Origin of the sequence: Bacillus sp. FSL K6-3312 (assembly GCF_038007485.1) — a bacterium.
In the GTDB taxonomy this organism is placed as follows: Bacteria; Bacillota; Bacilli; order Bacillales; family Bacillaceae; genus Bacillus; species Bacillus pumilus.
Genome location: NZ_JBBOXI010000001.1, coordinates 1663382 through 1682539, shown reverse-complemented (window position 1 = coordinate 1682539; position 19158 = coordinate 1663382). Strand labels below are relative to the sequence as shown.

General features: G+C 41.7%; 21 protein-coding genes. 4 read left to right on the top strand and 17 right to left on the bottom strand.

From position 1 onward, the window contains the following. Positions 1-86 precede the first annotated feature (86 nt). Positions 87-506 (top strand): Hsp20/alpha crystallin family protein, encoded by a 420-nt coding sequence (locus tag MHI11_RS08640; RefSeq protein ID WP_003215994.1) that lies wholly within the window; start codon positions 87-89, stop codon positions 504-506. Between the two features lie 20 nt (positions 507-526). On the opposite strand, the gene MHI11_RS08635 is transcribed toward MHI11_RS08640, so the two are convergent. The 3 genes from MHI11_RS08635 to MHI11_RS08625 form a co-directional block, all read right to left on the bottom strand. Continuing rightward, positions 527-979 carry a YppG family protein gene (locus MHI11_RS08635; protein ID WP_111912843.1) on the bottom strand — a complete coding sequence of 151 codons (453 nt, stop codon included), beginning with the start codon at positions 977-979 and terminating at the stop codon, positions 527-529. A gap of 106 nt (positions 980-1085) precedes the next feature. Then, the gene (locus MHI11_RS08630; RefSeq protein ID WP_044141136.1) at positions 1086-1457 is read right to left on the bottom strand and encodes a YppE family protein; all 372 of its coding nucleotides are present in this window, start codon (positions 1455-1457) and stop codon (positions 1086-1088) included. Positions 1458-1514: 57 nt separating this feature from the next. Next, a complete protein-coding gene (locus MHI11_RS08625) occupies positions 1515-1748 on the bottom strand; it encodes a DUF5446 family protein (RefSeq protein WP_223251159.1) in 234 nt (77 codons plus the stop codon). A gap of 196 nt (positions 1749-1944) precedes the next feature. On the opposite strand from MHI11_RS08625, the gene sspM reads away from it, so the two are divergent. Next, positions 1945-2049 carry an acid-soluble spore protein SspM gene (gene sspM, locus MHI11_RS08620; protein ID WP_012010346.1) on the top strand — a complete coding sequence of 35 codons (105 nt, stop codon included), beginning with the start codon at positions 1945-1947 and terminating at the stop codon, positions 2047-2049. A 23-nt stretch (positions 2050-2072) separates the two neighbouring features. Here the strand turns inward: sspM and MHI11_RS08615 are convergent, their stop codons facing one another. Further along, positions 2073-3029, bottom strand: coding sequence for a DUF2515 domain-containing protein (locus MHI11_RS08615; RefSeq protein WP_340960855.1), 957 nt, complete (start codon positions 3027-3029; stop codon positions 2073-2075). A gap of 46 nt (positions 3030-3075) precedes the next feature. On the opposite strand from MHI11_RS08615, the gene recU reads away from it, so the two are divergent. Together recU and MHI11_RS08605 are read left to right on the top strand one after the other, a co-directional pair. Further along, positions 3076-3687, top strand: a complete 612-nt coding sequence (recU, locus tag MHI11_RS08610) for a Holliday junction resolvase RecU (RefSeq protein WP_044141132.1) — start codon at positions 3076-3078, stop codon at positions 3685-3687. A 43-nt stretch (positions 3688-3730) separates the two neighbouring features. After that, the gene (locus tag MHI11_RS08605; protein ID WP_340960854.1) at positions 3731-6445 is read left to right on the top strand and encodes a PBP1A family penicillin-binding protein; all 2715 of its coding nucleotides are present in this window, start codon (positions 3731-3733) and stop codon (positions 6443-6445) included. A 35-nt stretch (positions 6446-6480) separates the two neighbouring features. On the opposite strand, the gene MHI11_RS08600 is transcribed toward MHI11_RS08605, so the two are convergent. The 13 genes from MHI11_RS08600 to bshA form a co-directional block, all read right to left on the bottom strand. After that, positions 6481-6990, bottom strand: coding sequence for a YpoC family protein (locus MHI11_RS08600; protein ID WP_044141130.1), 510 nt, complete (start codon positions 6988-6990; stop codon positions 6481-6483). Further along, positions 6987-7649: an endonuclease III gene (nth, locus tag MHI11_RS08595; RefSeq protein WP_034661035.1), complete on the bottom strand. Its 663-nt coding sequence runs from the start codon at positions 7647-7649 to the stop codon at positions 6987-6989. The genes MHI11_RS08600 and nth overlap by 4 nt, the downstream gene beginning before the upstream one ends. 17 nt (positions 7650-7666) lie before the next feature. Next, a complete protein-coding gene (locus MHI11_RS08590; RefSeq protein ID WP_340960853.1) occupies positions 7667-8371 on the bottom strand; it encodes a DnaD domain-containing protein in 705 nt (234 codons plus the stop codon). Positions 8372-8469: 98 nt separating this feature from the next. Further along, complete coding sequence (asnS, locus tag MHI11_RS08585; RefSeq protein ID WP_340960852.1) at positions 8470-9762, bottom strand: asparagine--tRNA ligase; 1293 nt, start codon at positions 9760-9762, stop codon at positions 8470-8472. A 113-nt stretch (positions 9763-9875) separates the two neighbouring features. After that, positions 9876-10361, bottom strand: coding sequence for a cell wall elongation/penicillin-binding protein regulator TseB (tseB, locus tag MHI11_RS08580; protein WP_340960850.1), 486 nt, complete (start codon positions 10359-10361; stop codon positions 9876-9878). A 12-nt stretch (positions 10362-10373) separates the two neighbouring features. After that, entirely contained in the window at positions 10374-10544 is a 171-nt protein-coding gene (locus MHI11_RS08575; protein ID WP_003215469.1) for a YpmA family protein, read from the bottom strand. A 132-nt stretch (positions 10545-10676) separates the two neighbouring features. Then, the gene (dinG, locus tag MHI11_RS08570; RefSeq protein ID WP_340960849.1) at positions 10677-13469 is read right to left on the bottom strand and encodes an ATP-dependent DNA helicase DinG; all 2793 of its coding nucleotides are present in this window, start codon (positions 13467-13469) and stop codon (positions 10677-10679) included. A 113-nt stretch (positions 13470-13582) separates the two neighbouring features. Next, entirely contained in the window at positions 13583-13966 is a 384-nt protein-coding gene (panD, locus tag MHI11_RS08565; protein WP_034620444.1) for an aspartate 1-decarboxylase, read from the bottom strand. After that, a complete protein-coding gene (gene panC, locus MHI11_RS08560; protein WP_106065490.1) occupies positions 13959-14825 on the bottom strand; it encodes a pantoate--beta-alanine ligase in 867 nt (288 codons plus the stop codon). Before panC ends, panD begins: the two co-directional genes overlap by 8 nt. After that, a complete protein-coding gene (gene panB / locus MHI11_RS08555) occupies positions 14822-15661 on the bottom strand; it encodes a 3-methyl-2-oxobutanoate hydroxymethyltransferase (RefSeq protein WP_340960848.1) in 840 nt (279 codons plus the stop codon). The genes panC and panB overlap by 4 nt, the downstream gene beginning before the upstream one ends. Before the next feature lie 198 nt (positions 15662-15859). Continuing rightward, entirely contained in the window at positions 15860-16843 is a 984-nt protein-coding gene (locus MHI11_RS08550) for a bifunctional biotin--[acetyl-CoA-carboxylase] synthetase/biotin operon repressor (RefSeq protein ID WP_044141124.1), read from the bottom strand. Further along, positions 16816-18018: a CCA tRNA nucleotidyltransferase gene (locus MHI11_RS08545; RefSeq protein ID WP_340960844.1), complete on the bottom strand. Its 1203-nt coding sequence runs from the start codon at positions 18016-18018 to the stop codon at positions 16816-16818. The genes MHI11_RS08550 and MHI11_RS08545 overlap by 28 nt, the downstream gene beginning before the upstream one ends. Beyond that, positions 18011-19156, bottom strand: a complete 1146-nt coding sequence (gene bshA / locus MHI11_RS08540; protein ID WP_340960843.1) for an N-acetyl-alpha-D-glucosaminyl L-malate synthase BshA — start codon at positions 19154-19156, stop codon at positions 18011-18013. Before bshA ends, MHI11_RS08545 begins: the two co-directional genes overlap by 8 nt. Positions 19157-19158 lie beyond the last annotated feature (2 nt).

The following is a 19158-nucleotide window of genomic DNA, read 5'->3' as shown; positions in this document are numbered from 1 at the left end:
CACTATTTAATCATAATTTTTTCCTCTCATCAATTGATAACCGCCTGAGTCCTTTCTGCATAGGCTGTAGATGAGAGGTGATTCAAATGGAACATGAAGGCGAAAAGAAACATGAATTGCTGGCAAATGAAGATATTCTCTATGAAGCGATTGAACAATTTTTCGCATCCTCCCCGTTTCATGAGATATTAAATAGTGCGGAGGCGCTCATGACCACATCGCATTCACTTGCATCGATTACGACCGATGTGACAGAGGATGAGCAGTTTGTGTATATCGCAATCCAATTTCCAGACCATTTTGTCGAAGGCGATATCGCGCTAGAAGTAAAAGCCCAATATTTACACTTATCCGTGCAGGAAACAATTAAAACGGATACAACTTCCTCGTATTCGAGCTTTACAAAAACCATTTTAATGCCGGCAAAAATAGATGAAACGAACATGAAAAGCGTGTGGAAAGATCAAACGCTTCGTGTGACGGCACCAAAGCAAAGAGCCCAATAGATCCTTCTATTGGGTTTTAACTATGCTTTAAAAATGCTCGTAAATCCTTTCGCTAATGAGCCTACTTGATTCATCGTACTCATCATTTGCCCAGCTGTATCAAACATTTTGTTAAAGTCGAATTGTCCATTCGTTTTTTTGAATTGCGATAGCACACTTTTAAATTGAGATGATTGCTGTTTTTGCGGTCTGGGCAAAGGATAAGGGTTCATAGGCTGCTGCATGGGCATCATGCCTGGTGGCTGCATCTGGGGTTGATTGATCGCTTCGGGCGGCTGATAAGGCGGCACATTTTCTTGGTATCCATAAGGCGGCTGATAGACAGCAGGTGATGCCTGGCTCATGCCACCTTGATGTGGCGGCATGAAATATTCTGGAGGCTGCGGAGGCTGCTGCTGCATTTCTGGATACGGAAATGGCCCTTGATTGAATGGATTGAATTCATACAGTTGCTGGTTTGAATAAGGGATCATATATCTCGCTCCTCTCGCTCTCAACACATAGTCTTGTCACTCATATATTATGATGAAAAGCAGAAGATGTGCCTAAAGCAGCCATAAGAAAAACGCAGCGATGTCTTCAGCTGCGCTTGTTGATTTCTTCTATTAAAAGGTTCAGTGTGTAAATCACTGACTCAACTAAATTTTTCACACGGGGTGCATGCTGTTTGCCAAAATAAGATTGCAGGACAACCTCTTTCCCATTTTCTTTGACGGCTTCAAGCTGTTCTTCGTGTAAATATCTAGGTTTCGCCAGATGAATAAACGAGATCGCAGCAGTGAGCCACTCTTCCATTTTCTGATCAAATGTCTCAACGGCCGGCTGAATTTCTGTGTGAAAATCATATACGGGGTATTCCTCTTCAGCCTTTCCCTTTTGGTACTGCTCATACGCCTCTTCGATCCATATTCTCAGCTCTTGTGTATGTTCAAGTAATGTTTGATTATCCAAAGTGTTCACCTCTATGAACCATCCTATCAAACGTTTACTTATTGCTCAAATAGAAAGCTACCCTGCGTGGTATGCCGGTCTTGCCGCCAGTTGATACTCAGCTGCGTGAATCTTCACTTCACAGTCCTTTACTTCTGATTCAAGCCGGTCTATCATTTGTTCTTGCTCCTCTATGGCTGCACGTGTTGTTTCGTTCACAGCAAGAGACAGCTCTTCTTCCACCGCATCAATTTTTCGCTCGATTTCCTCTAATAACTGCAAAATGGATTCTTTTGATACAAATTCGCTCATCATCAGATTCCTCCTTTATCGTCTCTCGTTACATTCTCTTTTCTTTCACACCCTCCTTCACACATGACAAAACTAGAAGCAAATCGCCAATCTAAGTGTAGATGAGCGCTATTTCTTCCTTTTCGACATCTGCTTGTCCTTCTTTGTATGATTGCGTCCGATTGTGTAAATTCTAAGGACAAAGGAGGTAGATTTCATGAAAAAGCAGCCAGCACCAAAAGAGCAAAAGCCAAAAGGGAAAGAAAACAGTACAGATCAGCTTGATAAAAAGCTCGGCGGTCCTAATCGACCATCCACGTAAAAAAAGCAGGTACCCCCTGCTTTTTATTTATGCAAAAAATAGTGCTCTAATGAGAAAAGAAAACGAAGCTGTCTTTTTTTATGAAAATACCAGTTGGTCAGCTCAATTTGTTTTGGCAACGTCTCTGCATCAAACAAAGATGGGCTCAATTTCTTTTGAAACCAATCTTCTCTTTGATCGTCTAATGAATGTGTCATCACTGGATAAACAGTTCGAAGAAAAGGTGTTGACCTTCTAGCAATCCCTAAAAACGGTTCAAAATCAAACCGTGATCCGGTATGCGGAACAGTATGCAAAAAATGATAAAAATCCGAAAATAAATCGGCCCGAAATAATAGTTTCGCTAGTTTTTTCCCTAATGAAATACGCTCCTTTACGTGGGAAAACTTCCGTATGGTTAACCCGTACAAATGCCCGTCCACCGTTGGAAAAACAACGGTTTGAAAATGTCCCCACTCGCTAAACAGATATTGAATCGAGTGAAAAACATTCTTTTTCAGAAGAGGATTTTGTATAATAGGAGATTGTATAGTATATTGTTCATTTATGATGAGTGCATAAAGCAGGCGCTCTCTGTCACGCTTTAGCCAAAAACGTTCCCACTCAGTGCTCATAAAACGAGATACAGAAAAATACGGAAGCAGATGGAACAAGGGTTTGCCGCACCGCTTAGACCATTCATACAAAAGAAGCTGAGGGTAAGCATCCGAAAAGATCAGCCAATTCGCTCTTTCATATGCTGTGAAAAAAAGGTGCCCCTCTTGATCTGTTAAACCTGGATGGAAGAGCTCGCCCTTTAAATCCGTCATAGACCATCCAGCATTTCTCGAGACAAAGGAAGCAAGCAGCGACCATTTCATCTCTGGATGACGGTCATAAAAGCGCTTATAAGCATTTGTCCTCGTTAGGTTGTCTTTATTTTTCACTTTCGTTTCACGCAATATATGCTGAGTGATGATGTGCTCTTCTTGTGACAACATAGGTATCTCTCCAATACAAAATGCATTAAAAGGAGGCTGAAACTTGATGATTCGGTATCCAAACGGAAAATCGTATCAGCCCATTCAACCAATTGGGACAAAAAAAAGAATCAGCGGCGAATCCTCTTATAGTAACCGCGGGATGACGCTTGAGGCTGACTTAAATGAAACCAACCAGTACTATTTGGTCAACGGGATCGCAGTCATTCATAAAAAGCCTACCCCCGTTCAAATTGTGAATGTGGATTATCCAAAAAGAAGCGCTGCTGTGATCAAAGAAGCCTATTTTAAACAATCATCCACAACAGACTATAATGGAGTGTACAAAGGGCGCTATATCGATTTTGAAGCAAAGGAAACCAAAAGCACTACCTCGTTTCCGCTCAAAAATTTTCATGACCATCAAATTGAGCATATGAAACAGGTTGAAAAGCAAGGCGGTATTTGTTTCGTTATTATATCCGCATTTGGCTCCGTTTATTATTTGCCCGCTTCAGATCTCTTTTTCTTCTGGGAGCGGCAGAAGCTAAACGGCCGGAAATCCATTAGTAAAGACGAATTAATGGAAGCAGGCCACTTAATGACACTTGGATATTCGCCAAGAATTGATTATATTAAAGTAGTGGAGACACTTCATTTTTCGGATGAAAGTGAGTAGCAATAACGTTCGAAAAAGGTTTAACACGAAAGGTTGAGATGTGATGTCTGATCAATTTACAAGTCGTGAACAGCGACGTAAAGCAAGTCAAGAAAACAATAAGAAGCAAAAGAACAAAAAAGGCAAAAAGAAAGCAGGCCTATTTAAAAAAATATTTTTATCTTTACTCGTGATCGGTCTTCTTTGTGTAGTGGCCGGAATCACAACTTTTGCCGTTTTTGCATCGAGCGCTCCTTCAATTGATGATAGTAAGCTCAAAACACCGTATTCTTCAAAGCTTTATGACATAGACAAGAAAGTGTTTGCAGAAGTCGGTGCGGAAAAAAGAACGTATGTCTCGATTAAAGATATACCCGATGTGGTAAAAGAAGCATTTATCGCAACGGAAGATGCACGTTTTTATAAACACCACGGGATTGACCCAATCCGTATTGGCGGTGCCCTTGTCGCAAACGTCGAGGACGGTTTTGGAGCTGAAGGTGGAAGTACAATTACACAGCAAGTTGTGAAAAACACTCTACTTAACAATCAAAAAACGTTAAAACGTAAAGTACAGGAAGTATGGCTCTCGATTCAACTTGAGCAAAAGTACTCTAAAGATGAAATTTTAGAAATGTATTTAAACCGCATTTTCTTCTCACCTTATGCTTACGGTGTTGGGAAAGCGGCTGAACAATTTTTCGGCGTGACAGATTTAAATAAACTAACGGTTGCACAGGCTGCCACACTTGCAGGTATGCCGCAGAGTCCTTCTGCTTATAACCCAGTGAAAAATCCTGAGGCAGCGGAAAAACGCCGCAATATCGTGTTAGGGCTTATGAAAAAACAAGGCTATATTTCAGAGAAAGACTATGATGTTGCAAAAGCAACCCCTGTCAGCAAAACTGTCATCCCTGCTGATAAATATAAGAAGCAAAACTCAAGTAAGTATTCTGCTTACATTGAAGAAGTCATGGAAGAAGTACAGAAAAAAGCCAAAGTAGATGTATCTACAGATGGATTAAAAATCTATACTTCACTCGATCGAAAAGCACAGGATCACCTAGATGATATTATCAATGGGGATTCAGTTGGATTTACGAAAGGTATGCAGGCGGGTGTTACCTTGCTTGATACGAAAAATGGTGAGATCCGAGCTATTGGCGGTGGACGTGATGTACCAGCCGGCGGCTTTAACTATGCGACTGTTGCAAAACGCCAGCCAGGTTCAACAATCAAACCAATTTTAGATTACGGTCCAGTCATTGAAAACAAAAAATGGTCAACGTATCAGCAAATTGATGATGCACCGTATACGTACTCAAACGGTACACCAATTAATAACTTTGACAGAAGACATTTAGGGAAAATGTCGATGAGAAGTGCTTTGGCACAATCACGAAACATCCCTGCCCTAAAAGCTTTCCAAGAAGCTGGGACAGACAATGCCGTTCAATTCGCCAATAATTTAGGTATGGACTTACCGTCTGACATTCCTGAGTCTTACTCAATTGGTGGATTTGACGATGGCGTGTCCTCTCTAAAAATGGCTGGGGCCTTTAGTGCATTCGGTAATAATGGATATTATAACGAACCGCATGCTGTCAAGTCTGTTGAATTTAATGACGGTACAAAGCTGGACCTTACGCCAGATTCCAAAGCGGCTATGAGTGATTACACAGCCTTTATGGTTACAGATATGCTGAAAACTGCTGTCCAATCTGGAACTGGTACACTTGCACAAGTACCGAACGTTCAAGTAGCTGGTAAAACAGGTACAACGAACTTTACACAAGATGATATCAATAAATACAATATTCCTTCTGGCGGTGCGAAAGATTCGTGGTTTGTTGGTTATACGCCGCAATATACAGCAGCCGTTTGGACTGGGATCGGTAACTCAAAAGATGCGGACGGCAAAATGTGGCTCACAGATTATGAACAGCGTGTTGCCAAACTCGTCTTCCAGCGATTAATTTCTCAAATTGATGATGGAAGCGGCTCATTTGAAAAACCAGACAGTGTCGTTGAAGCTACGGTTGAAAAAGGATCAGATCCAGCTAAATTAGCAGGACCAAATACACCTAGTGAGAAGAAGACAACAGAATACTTTGTCAAAGGTACGGTTCCGACAAAAGTGTCTGACACATATGAGAAAAAAGAAGCCGATAAGCCTTCTGACTTAAAAGCGGTGTATGATGAAGAGAAAAAATCCATCACACTGACTTGGGGCTATGATGACGACGCAGATGCTACATTTAATGTAAAACAAGCGGTTGATAACGGCGGCTATAAAGAGATTCAAAACAGTTCTGCTAAAGAAGCCGTCATCTCTGGTGTAAAACCTGGCTCTACTTATAAATTCCAAGTGACAGCCACTGTAGAGGATGTTACAAGTAAAGCAGCTTCTACCTTCCTCACCATCAAGGATGATGAAGATGAGGAAGAAAAAGCAGATGATGAGAACAAAGAAGAAGAAGAACCGCAGCAGCCTGATGACGAGCAGACAGACCAGACTGACGATAACAAAAATCAACCCCCAGGCACTGATGAGCAAAAGCCAGATGATAAAAAAGATCCAGACAAAGATAAGGATCAGGATCAAGGCGGAAATACGGAAAACGGAAATAATGGTTCTTCCGATGATGGCTCAGACAGTACAAATGGGAACGGCAACTCACAAACTGACAATAAAGATAAAAAGAAAGATGATGCGAAAACGAACTCTCAAAACTCAAGTTCGCAATCAACTTCTCCTAATCGAAAAGAAAATGAATAATGAAAAAGCACTTGCCTATATGGCAAGTGCTTTTTTTAACGGTTTTGTCTAATCTTTTTAAGTGCTTCATATTTTCCATACTGCTTTTTTAGTTCTGTGTATAGCTCGTCCAGTTGAATGAAGCAGTGATATTGAGTCGGTTTTAGCAAAATGAACTCTAAACGTTCTGTCCAATTAATAGGAGCAACAGGAAATATCTCTTTCTTAATATGTTCCCAATCAAGTGTTTGCAGTCTCTCCCCTTTGATCCAGTAAAACATCGCAATCATACTGACAATCCCTTGCAGCATATCATCTTCTTCACACCGGGACTTTCTTGTTTGAAAACGAGGAAGCATTTTTTCTTTTAATTCATTCCACAGTTCGAACATCACAGGAACAAATTCTTCTGTTTTCTGCCATGGAAGTTCATCTGTTAAAGGTTCTGATGATAGATCATATGCGAGTGGATGATCTCTAAGTATGTCTACTCGATCGCCTTTCATCTCTACCTTTTTCCCTTTTAGTTTTTCGACATAAGAGGAAAAAACAACTGCCCCGCTCATGCCAGCTTCACCAATCCTTTTTTCAGCCTCTTCTGCCCTTCTCTACACATATCAAGAAGCGGACAAGACTCGCACTGCGGACGTTGCGCCTTGCAGTGATATCTACCAAAAAAGATCAGGCGGTGATGCGTCACAGACCAATCTTCTTCTGGCACTTTTTTCATTAAGGTTTGTTCTACTTCGAGAACAGAATCCTTCCAGCGGCAGATTCCCAGTCGCTTGCTGACACGTTCTACATGTGTATCCACTGCAATTGCCGGCACCCCAAAAGCGACTGAAACGACGACATTTGCTGTTTTCCGGCCCACCCCAGGAAGCTTCACAAGCTCGTCCCGATCCTTTGGTACTTCGCCGCCATATTCTTCAATCAGCATTTTGCTCAACTTTTGAATGTTTTTGGCTTTATTTCGATAAAGGCCAATCGAACGAATATCTTGCTGCAATTCTTCAAGCGGTACACTTAAATAGTCTTCTGGTGTTTGATATTTTTGAAATAACGTTTTGGTCACTTTGTTGACAAGCACGTCTGTACACTGCGCAGAGAGTGCTACAGCGATCACAAGTTCAAATGGATTCGAATGAACAAGTTCACACTCAGCCTCTGGAAACATATCTCCTATAATATCTAAACATTCATTGATTTGTTTTTTTGATAACATGACTTCTCCTTTATTGGTTATTGTTCCAGCCAATTATAAAAAGGAACTTGTCGCTTATATGTTGACGTCTCTTCTTTTGAAGGTGGCGTTTTTTGCTGAGAACGGAAATGCTGACTATGCTCTTTTGCATCTTCCGCTGTTTTCAGACCTTTCTTTTTCCACTCAAACAGAATTCGGTCGATATAACGGAAATTTAATTTTCCTGATAAAACCGCTTCTCTTAATGCTAGGCGAATCATTTCAGCATCATGATGATCTTGATCCATCCAGATCGAGAGTGTTTCTCCTTCAAGAGGAGAGAGCGGTCTGCCAAATTCATCTTCAAATAAAGCATATAAAGACTTTTCAGCCTGTACGTGAAGTTTTTGACCTTCCTTCGCTTGTTTTGCCTCTAAAAAGTCATACAGCACGCCCCATAAAGGCTCAACTGAGTAACGGTCATGCTGAATACCAGACCCATCTTCAAACGGCTGAATCGAAATAAATCCTTTTTGAATTAAATGCTGAACCATATACGCACACTCTTCAGCTGAAATGGTCATGCCATGGGATAGCTCTTCAAATGTTTGAAAGAACACACCTTGTTCTTCATTCATTTTAATCTTAAGCATCACCATCATTTGTGATTCATTCAGTCCTAACTGCTCATAATGAGCAATCAGCAAATTAGGCAAACTGGTCAAACCCATTTGCTGCATATTAATAAATTGCTGCCTATTCATCGGATACACCTCTTCACTTTAAGTATATCACGTTTTATTTCACGTGCCCCTTCAAAAAACGTTTGAAAAAGCCTCCATGTGTTGGAGGCTTTCACGTCTTAAGGATATAAACGGTTTAATAATCTTGGGAAAGGAATGGTTTCACGCACATGCGGCGCTCCACTAATCCAAGCAACTGTACGTTCAAGTCCAAGACCAAAACCTGAATGCGGTACAGAACCATATTGTCTTAATTCTGTGTACCATTTGTATGTTTCTTGATCTAGCCCATTTTCTTTCAATCTTGCTTCAAGCAACTCTAGATCATGGACACGCTCAGAACCGCCAATGATCTCTCCGTAGCCTTCTGGTGCAATCAAGTCTGCACAAAGAACGACATCATCACGATCTGGTGCAGGCTGCATGTAAAATGGTTTTAATGATGTTGGATAATGAGTGATAAACACCGGTTTATCGTAGCTTTCAGCGATCGCTGTTTCGTGAGGCGCGCCGAAGTCATCTCCCCATTCAATATCGTCAAATCCTTTTTCTTGCAAGAATTTAATTGCTTCATCGTAAGTGATGCGCGGGAATGGTGCTTTGATATTTTCTAATTTTGCTGTATCACGGCCTAGTGTATGCAGTTCCACTTTACAGTTTTCAAGTACACTTTGAACCACATGAGTCACATAATTTTCTTGATACTCAAGGTTTTCATTAAATTCGACAAAAGCCATCTCAGGCTCGATCATCCAAAACTCAATTAAATGACGTTTTGTTTTAGATTTTTCTGCTCTGAATGTTGGTCCGAATGAGAATACTTTTCCGAGTGCCATTGCCGCAGCTTCCATGTAAAGCTGTCCACTTTGAGAAAGGTACGCATCTTCATCAAAATATTTCGTCGCAAACAGCTCCGTTGTGCCCTCAGGTGCACTTCCAGTTAAAATTGGCGGATCTACTTTCACAAAACCTTCTTGATGGAAGAACTCATATGTAGCACGAATGATTTCGTTACGAATTTTCATAATGGCATGCTGCTTTTTAGAACGAAGCCATAAATGACGGTGATCCATTAAGAATTCTGTTCCATGCTCTTTTGGTGTAATCGGGTAGTCAGTTGCTTCGTGAATCACTTCAATGGATTTCACTTGCAATTCAAAACCAAGAGGTGAACGCTCGTCTTTTGTCACTTGTCCTGTCACATAGACAGATGTTTCTTGAGTGACTGATTTCGCAAGCTTAAAGACTTCCTCTTCCACTTCTGCTTTTACTACGACTCCTTGAATAAAGCCTGTCCCGTCACGCAGCTGCAAGAATGCAATTTTACCGCTTGAACGTTTATTGGCAATCCATGCGCCGATGGTTACATCTTCATCGACATGTTTGAACACTTGATTAATCGTTGTTTTCAACATAATTCCCTCCAAAGCCAGAAAGAAACTCACCTTTGATAGGTGTGATTCTTTTTTCATACATTTTATTATAACCGTTCTAAATCAGCATGGTCAACGCAAGACAGGAGAAACTATGGTGTTACATTTTTTTCCACGTGTCCTGTCGAGAAGTCGACATAGCTAAAGCTGTATTGATTGTTTTCATTTAAGTACGTCACTTCCCAAAGGAGTACGTCACCTTCTCTTGCTAATTGAACGTCCTTTAGCTTAGAGACAGTGTTCTCCTTTTGAACAGCTTGTACTGCTTGATTTGAGGTCATACCGTCTTTTGCTTTTTTTGCAATCACTTTTTCTTTTTTGCTGGCAGGTACCCAAACATAGGTTGTTTCGTCTTGTTTGTTTTTCCCTTCAACAATAAATTGTTTTTCTTTTCCGACAAAGGTTTCTACTTGCTCCACTTGTACGATGTTTGCTTGTTTTTTTGCTCGTTCAATCGCCGCCTCATGACCTTGTTCTTTTTGCCCCATGGCAATCTGATAAATCCACGTAAAACTGATGATGCCAATGAGCAAAACGAGAGCCACAACGGCTGAAATGATCCAAACTATTTTTTTCATGTCAAGCTTCCCCTATGTGCGATATATTGTAAATATCGCTTGATTTTGATCTTCTTGATCTAATGCCAATCCAAACATGAGATCTTCTCTTTTAAGCGTTCTGTTCAATAAGTCAACAATTTTATACAGGTCCTCTGAATGCTTAATGTGAACAGTTGAAAGTACCTCTATTTTACTTTCCACTTCTAATTCCTCCTCGGTACGTAAATATTGTTAGTCATACTTTTCGGCGCGGGAACCGATACTATTTTTACAACGGAACACAAAAAGCCGTTACGATAAATTAACTCCAAACCCACACCAGCTAAAGGCCGCTTATGACAGCGGCTTTTCGTTGTTGAGTTTCTCTATATACGCCTCAAGTGATTCTTTTGACATCTCGTGGACCGGCGCATGAGGGAGTGATTCTAAAAATAGTTTTCCATATGACGCGGTTTTCACTCGGCGGTCTAAAATGAGCAATGTTCCTATGTCTTTTTCAGAGCGCAGCAAGCGTCCTGCACCTTGTTTAAAGGTTAACACAGCTTCTGGGAGAGCAACGGCTTTAAACGGGTTCTTCCCCTGTTTTTTAGCGGCATCACATTTTGCTTCAATGAGCGGTGAATCAGGCGGCCGAAACGGGAGGCGTGCCATAATGACTGTTGTCAGCTCTGATCCAGGAAAATCGACACCTTCCCAAAAACTACCCGTACCAAGTAAAATCGCATGTTTTGCTAATTTGAACATCTTCGTTAATTTAACAGGGCTACCGCCCGTCAGACCTTGAGCAAAAAGGGCGGCTTGCATCCCTTCTGTTTTCAGTTCATCATATACTGCTTTTAACATCTCATGTGAATTAAATAACACCAATATCTTCGCTTGATGTTGCTTTTCCATCATCTTAATGTACCGTACTGATTGCTTTACATAGTCGCGCTCATCACGGTTCGTAATCGGCGGCATATCAGCTGGTAAGATTACCTTGAGCTGTTTTTCAAGTTCAAACGGTGACTCAATCTGTACAAGATGCGGATAAAAATCCTGCAGACCAAATCGTTCTAAGCAATAATCAAAGCGACCATTGATTGTAAGTGTCCCTGATGTGAGGACAACACTTTTTTTGTTCATAAAAAATCGATCCGCTAAAAGCTCTCCAGTATCTAGCGGCTGTGCATGCATAAAGACAGCATTTTTGGCACCCTTTGCATCGATCTCAATCCAAACCGTTTCATCGTTTTTCGGTTCAAAAATGAATCGGTACAGCGTACTGCAAAATGTATGCATAAACGACATCACTTGATCGTATTCCTCTGCTTCAAACGCAAAGTGCTCTGTCAGCTGATCACTTTTTTGAAGAAGCTCGTTTTTTTGCTGTTCATACAGCTTTTCACAAGCAATTAACAAGGAACAAAGCTTACTTGCCGTCTCTTTAATTCGTTTCCACTGCGCATGCTTCGACTGATGACGGACTCTATGAATGAGACGATTGATGTCTGCTTTTGGTTTTGTCCTTTTGACAAAAGAATGAACGGTACTAAAGAAGGCGTCACTTTCCAGTTGAAGCTGATTGAGATACTCATCCATTTCGATAAAGGTGTCCGTCTGTAAGCCGGCACCGTGAAATCTCTTTTTGAGCTTCTTTAACAGACCGCCCTGCATGGAGCCAAGCTGCGTTAATTTCGCATGAAGCTGAATATACGACGCACTATCCCCTAGCGTTTCATTGGCTGTTTTCTCAAATTGATGAGCCTCGTCAATCACATATACGTCAGCATGCTGAAAGATAGATGATGCTTCCGTTTGTGATAAGAGCAGGCGATGATTCGTTAAAATTAAATCAGCTGTTTTGGCCCTTTTTTTCGCACGTTCATAAAAGCAGTATTCTTTAAAGCGGCGCTTTTTCGATGTAAACGGCATGTGCACACACGAAATTCGGTCTTTTATATTGGCAGCTCCCGACGGTAAATTTAGTTCAGATAAATCACCCGTTTCTGTCACAAGGAGCCACATTAATATTTGCGCCTTCGTTAAGACCACATCATAGTTATCATCTTCCTCATGTAGCACATGCTCAAACTTATCTAAGCAAATATAATGCGCACGACCTTTGAATACACAGGCTGCTGGATCAAATGGAAGCAATTGATTTAAAATCGGCACATCACGCTGAAGCATTTGCTGCTGCAAAAGAATGGAATATGTACTAATAATGACAGGATTTCCTGATTTCTTTGCTTCTAATGCAGCTGGTATGAGGTATGCGAGCGTTTTTCCAATACCTGGTGCCGCTTCAATTAAAGCATAAGCTCTTTCATGAAACACATCTCTCACTTTATTCATCATCTTGAGCTGGCCTTCTCTTACTTCATAGCCTTCCACTGTTTGGGGAAGCTTCTTTTTGATCTCCTCAAACAGTTGTTCATCGTCTTCACCTACTGAATCTGTCGTATCCTTTTCAGAATTGGTGACATCTTTTACAGCAAAAGAGCCGACTTCTACCAAAGAATCTTCGCATCTAGCATCACTCGTTTCAAGCTGCTGGATTAAAAGTCCTATATCACTTAAGAGATAAGAGGATAATCTGCGCAGCTGCTTTAGCACATTTGGAGGTGTATGTGTTAATTGATGTAGTAAGGTTAAAAATAACATGGCAGTAACTTCCGCATCACTATCCGCCCTGTGCGGGTGGTCATGTGGAAGCATGAGCTCTTCGCTTAATTCAGTGAGCTTATAGCCTTCAAGCTCTGGATAAAGAATTCTAGAAATTTCAACTGTATCAATCGCTAGCACATCCAGCTCATTTTTCCCGCATGCTTTTAGTTCATCATTTAAAAAATTCAAGTCAAAATGAACATTGTGCGCAACAAAATAAGCGCCTTGAATGAGATCATACACCTCTTGGGCAATGTATTCAAAAAACACTGCATCGTCTACCATATGCTGCTGAATGCCTGTCAGCTGTTCAATAAATCCAGGGATTGCTTTTCCCGGGTTCACATATTTTGAATACCGTTCGACAATTTGTCCATTTTCAATGACCACCGCAGCAATTTGAATGATTTTATCACCCTTTTTAGGTGAATTTCCGGTGGTTTCAATATCAACGACAACAAACCTTTGATCGGCCATAAAATGGACACCTCAATTCCTCGTTTCACTCGAAGTGAAACACGCTCTGGGCAAAAATAGCTGAAACAGAACAGCTCCTTTTCTTAAACTGTTCTGTTTCATTGCAGCATGCGTTATAAAATCGTTCTCGCAGGCTCTTGCCCAATCATTTGTTCAATTTGATTTTCTTTATTTAACACGACCACTTTTGGTGTATGTGTCTTTGCTTCTTCTTCTGAAAGCATCCCATAAGCGATAATAATCACTTCATCCCCCGGCTGAACCAATCTTGCTGCTGCGCCATTTAGACAAATGACACCGCTCTTTCTTTCACCGGGAATAATATATGTTTCAAGCCTCGCGCCATTATGATTATTGACAATCTGTACTTTCTCATTTGCCATCATACCTGCCGCATCAAGTAAATCTTCGTCAATGGTGATGCTTCCTACATAATGTAAGTTTGCTTCTGTTACTGTCGCTTTATGAAGTTTAGAAGTCATAAAGGTTCTATACATGCTTTTCACCGCTTTCAGGAACATGGAATATCACATTATCAATCAGTCTTGCCCGTGAGAATTTCACCGCAATCGCAATGATGACCTGACCTGCTAACTGCTGAAGCGGCTCAAGCTCTGGATAGGAGTAAATCTCAATATAATCAATTTCCCCGCTCGTTTGAAGAATTTCTTCTTCTACCAACTGATAAATGCGACTGACGTCACGTTCACCTTTTTCAACCGCTGACTGTCCTTTTTTCAATGCGCGGTACAAAGCAGGAGCATCTTGTCTTTCTTTATCAGACAAGTACACATTTCTTGAACTTTTCGCTAAACCGTCTTCTTCTCTAACTGTCGGCACTGAGACAAGATGAAGATCAAAGAAGAAATCCTTGATCATCGCATCGATCACAGCGACTTGCTGTGCATCCTTTAGACCAAAGTATACATTTGTTGGTGCTACAAGATGAAATAGCTTTGTAAGCACAGTCACAACACCGTCGAAATGTCCTGGGCGTTTTTTCCCACATAAGACATCAGTCCGCTTTTGAACCGTCATCGTGATCGATGGTTCATTTGGATACATTTCTTTCACATCAGGTGTAAATAAAATATCTACCCCTGCTTCTTCTGCAAGGCGCTGATCTCTTTCCATATCCCTTGGATAGGATTCAAAGTCTTCGTTCGGTCCAAACTGCAAAGGATTGACAAAGATGCTCATTACCACAATGTCATTTTGATCCCTTGCTTCTTTCGCAAGCGTCAGATGTCCTTCATGAAGAAAGCCCATCGTTGGGACAAAGCCGATGGAATGCTGTTTTTCTTGATGCAGCTTGATCAATTCCTTCAACTCGTGAATATGGGTGACAACGTTCATTTTTTGATACCCCCATATAAACCATCAAGGACTTCTTCTTTGATATGAAATGTATGCTTGTCTTCTGGAAATGTGTGTGCTTTTACTTCTTTCGTATATTGAATAAGCGCTTCTTCTAATACAGTATCAATTTGCGCGTATTGTTTCACAAACTTAGGTGTTCTAGACACCCCGTATCCTACCACATCATGGTAAACGAGAACTTGTCCGTCTGCCTCAGCCCCTGCACCAATCCCGATCACAGGAATTTTCAGCATGTCGGTAATTCGTGTTGTCAGTTCACTAGGTACGCATTCAAGCACAAGTGCAATCGCACCAGCTTCCTCACATTTCAAGCTGTCTTCAATCAATTTCTGCGCACTTTCGTGGTCTTTTCCTTGCACTTTATACCCGCCAAGTACTCCAACTGACTGAGGTGTGAGGCCTAAATGACTGACGACAGGAATCCCGCCTCTTGTGAGAGCTTGAATGGATTCAAAAACTCCTTCTCCGCCTTCTAGCTTTAAGGCATCCGCACCGCTTTCTTGCATGATGCGTGCTGCGTTTTTCAATGTTTCTGCTAATGAATAATGGTAAGACATAAATGGCATATCCGTCACAATAAATGTGTCTTTTGCGCCTCTTTTCACTGCTTTTGTGTGATGAATCATGTCATCGATCGTGACTTGTACTGTCGAATCGAGCCCAAGTACAACCATCCCGAGTGAATCACCGACTAAGATCATGTCGACTTCCGCTTTTTCTGCTTGCTTTGCAGATGGATAGTCGTATGCTGTCAGCATTACAATCGGTTCATTTTGTTCTTTCATTTTGAAAAAATCTAGCTTTGTCTTCATTTGTTCCTCCTCATTCTGGAGAGGAAATGGCTTGCCTCACATCACATGTTTTGAACTCTCATGCGCGGCGAATCATCCCTCTGTCCAAGTCCCTTAGGATCAAGGCAGAAATTTATCAAATTTTTGTTTCTAACAGGTACAGCTCTTTTTCAGATACTGTCCACACGAAGTATATCAAAAATGTGCCGGGTGTTCCACTTAAGTTGACTTGATCTCGATGTCTGCGGAGTAGATTTTTTGGATCCCTTCCTCCGTTTCAAGCAATAAAACACCTTCTTCATTGATTCCGAGCGCTTTTCCAGTGTATTGCCCATTGACGGTGCGGGCTACAATATGCTGACCGATCGTCATCGCAAACGATTCCCATAATTGTTTAATGGGCGCAAATCCATGCTTCATATAATCAGCATACCTTTTTTCAAATGTGGACATGATCTGTTGGATGAGCGCAGCACGGTCCACTTTTTCATTCAGTTCCATTCGCAGGCTCGTGGCGACATCCTTTAGTTCATCCGGAAAGTCATCTACCGTTTGGTTCACATTTATGCCCGGTCCAATAATCACCGCATGAACCTGGTCCGCCTCTGCTTTTAATTCAGTCAAAATGCCAACAACTTTTTTCCCGTTTAACAAAATATCATTTGGCCATTTAATAGAGGGACTGAGTCCTGTTTGCTCTGCAATGGCTTCTGCGATGGCTACAGATGCCAAAAGCGTCATCTGCGGCGCTTTGTGCAGCGGAATTTCAGGGCGTAGAATGAGACTCATCGAAATGCCTGTCCCATTTGGTGAATGCCACGTTCTTTGAAGGCGGCCTTTCCCGTTTGTCTGATGATCACTGACCACGAGCGTGCCGTGGGGCGCACCTTCATTTACAAGATCATGGGCAATCAGCTGGGTGGAGGCGACTTCTTTCTGAAAATAAATGTGCCTGCCAAAGCTCTCTGTTTCTAGACCAAACAGAATTTCGTCCTCACTGATTTTGTCCGGTTTACGTAGCAGGCGATATCCCTTTCTTCTGACGGCTTCTACCTCATACCCCTCTTTTCTGAGGTCCTCTATATGCTTCCAGACAGCCGTTCGAGAACAGCCAAGCTCATCACAAATTTGCTGACTCGAGACAAAATCCTGGCTAGATGCTGTAAATAGTTCAATTAATCGTTTTCTAATTGCTGATCGCATGCTGTAAGCCACTCCTCTATGGCTTCTTTTCGGTTTTCTAAATGATTTTGCAGAACGGCTTTTGTCACCAAATCAAGCTCTTCTGCGATCCATTTTCCTGATTTCTTTTGCCGAAAGGCCATTAAATCTTTTCCTGAAACAGCGAGGTCTTGAAGCGTTTTAATCGGCAGTGCATCATAAGAACGCTTCGCTGCCTCCAGCTCGTCAAAGAAAATGCGACGCTCATGTATTAGCTGTGAGATCTTCAAGCTAGATAAGAGTACGTGTTCACCAGCCTCAAACATCTTCTCCGCATCCCAGTCACAATCGACGTATTGACTAATAGCCACAGCGTCTTTCAAAAGCTTTGTTGACAGCTTCCATTCTTTTAAGAAGAGCACAGCCTCCGCTTCATCTAAGCCAAGCAAATGGATGACAGCCCCCCATACTTCTTCCAGTCCATCCAGTAAATAATACGGAAATGACTGAAAGGATTCTTGCAGACAATCCTTTTTGAGACCCGGCAATTCTTCATACAATTTGGTAGAAATGAGCACTTTGATCGCCCGCTCACAATAACGGCCTTTTAAAAGCTTTTCCATTTCAATCTTTTTGCGTTCAACGGATATGTTGGCAAGGAGGTGCTTATCTTTTTCCATTGCTTCAGCCGTTTCTGCAGCGAGCTCAAAGCCAAGCTGGCTTAAAAAACGGACCGCTCTCATCATACGAAGCGCATCTTCCTGAAAGCGGCATGCAGGATCTCCTACGGTTTGAATTCGTTTCCGCTCAATATCCTGTTTGCCTCCTACATGGTCAATGATCTCCCCATTTATATCCATGGCCATCGCATTGATCGTTAAATCTCTTCTTAAAAGATCTTCCTTCAAGGATGTGATAAACGCCACTTCTTTCGGTCTGCGAAAATCTTCATATTCTGATTCAGTTCGAAACGTCGTCACCTCATAACTGATCCCATCGTGTAACACAATGACAGTGCCATGCTCTTTGCCAACATCAACTGTTTTTTCAAACAAAGACTCGACCATATCAGGCGTTGCATCGGTTGCTATATCGATATCTCCGATTTCCCTGCCTAAAAGGACATCTCTCACTGCTCCGCCGACAAAGTAAGCCTGATGCCCATGTTCGTGCAGTGTATGTAAAATAGGGATCGCATGTGTGAATGGTTCATTCATGTTCATCATCACCTTCGATCAATTCTAGGTAAAGCTCTTCATATTCACTCACTATTTTTTCAGAAGAAAAATGGGCTTGAACGCTAGACTGGGCCGCCGCTGACACTTGCTCATGAAGCGCTTTGTCTTTGAGTAACGACACCGCATGATTTGCTGCCCTGTCTATATCACCGAGCGGGACAAGAAATCCTGTCTCTCCATGTGCAATGACCTCTGGTATTCCGCCAACATCTGTTGCAATACAAGGGACACCGCAGGCCATTGCTTCAAGAAGTACAAGCCCAAAGCTCTCCTTCTCAGAAAGCAGCAGCTTCAAATCACTAATTGAATAAAGCTCCTCTACCTTCTCTTGCTTTCCTAAAAACAACACACGATCAGTTAGTTCCAGCTTTTTCACAAGATCGCATACGACCGACTTTTCAGGACCATCACCAATCAGCAGCAGCTTTGCATGCACCTGGTCAGAAATCTTTTTAAAGACATGAATCACGTCATGCACCCGCTTTACCTTTCGGAAGTTCGATACATGGATGATGACCTTTTCGTCCTGCATGAGACCATAATGTTTCTTCAGCACTTCATGATCTTCACGCAAATACACACGCTCATCGACGAAATTATGGATCGTATCAATTTTTTTATCCGGTTTAATCAGATCATACGTCTGTGCAGCTAATGAATGCGACACAGCTGTTACCCGGTCTGATGATTCGATGGCAAATCGAATCACTTCCTTTAAAGATGGATCATAGCCTAAAACCGTAATATCCGTCCCGTGAAGCGTGGTAACGACTTTCACTGTGTGTCCCGTCATTTGCTTCGCTAAGTACGCACAGACGGCGTGAGGCACCGCATAATGCGCGTGAATAATATCAAGCTTCTCTCGTTTTGCGACTTCTGCCAATTTACTTGCTAATGCAAGGTCATAAGGCGGATATTGGAAAACAGCGTATTGATTGACATTCACCTCATGAAAATAAATATTCGGATACACTTTATTGAGCCTAAACGGAATACTTGAGGTAATGAAATGAACATCGTGCCCTTTTTCAGCTAAACGTTTTCCAAGTTCCGTCGCAATAATGCCCGAGCCGCCGACACTTGGATAACAAGTGATTCCGACCTTCAGTTTTTTCATAA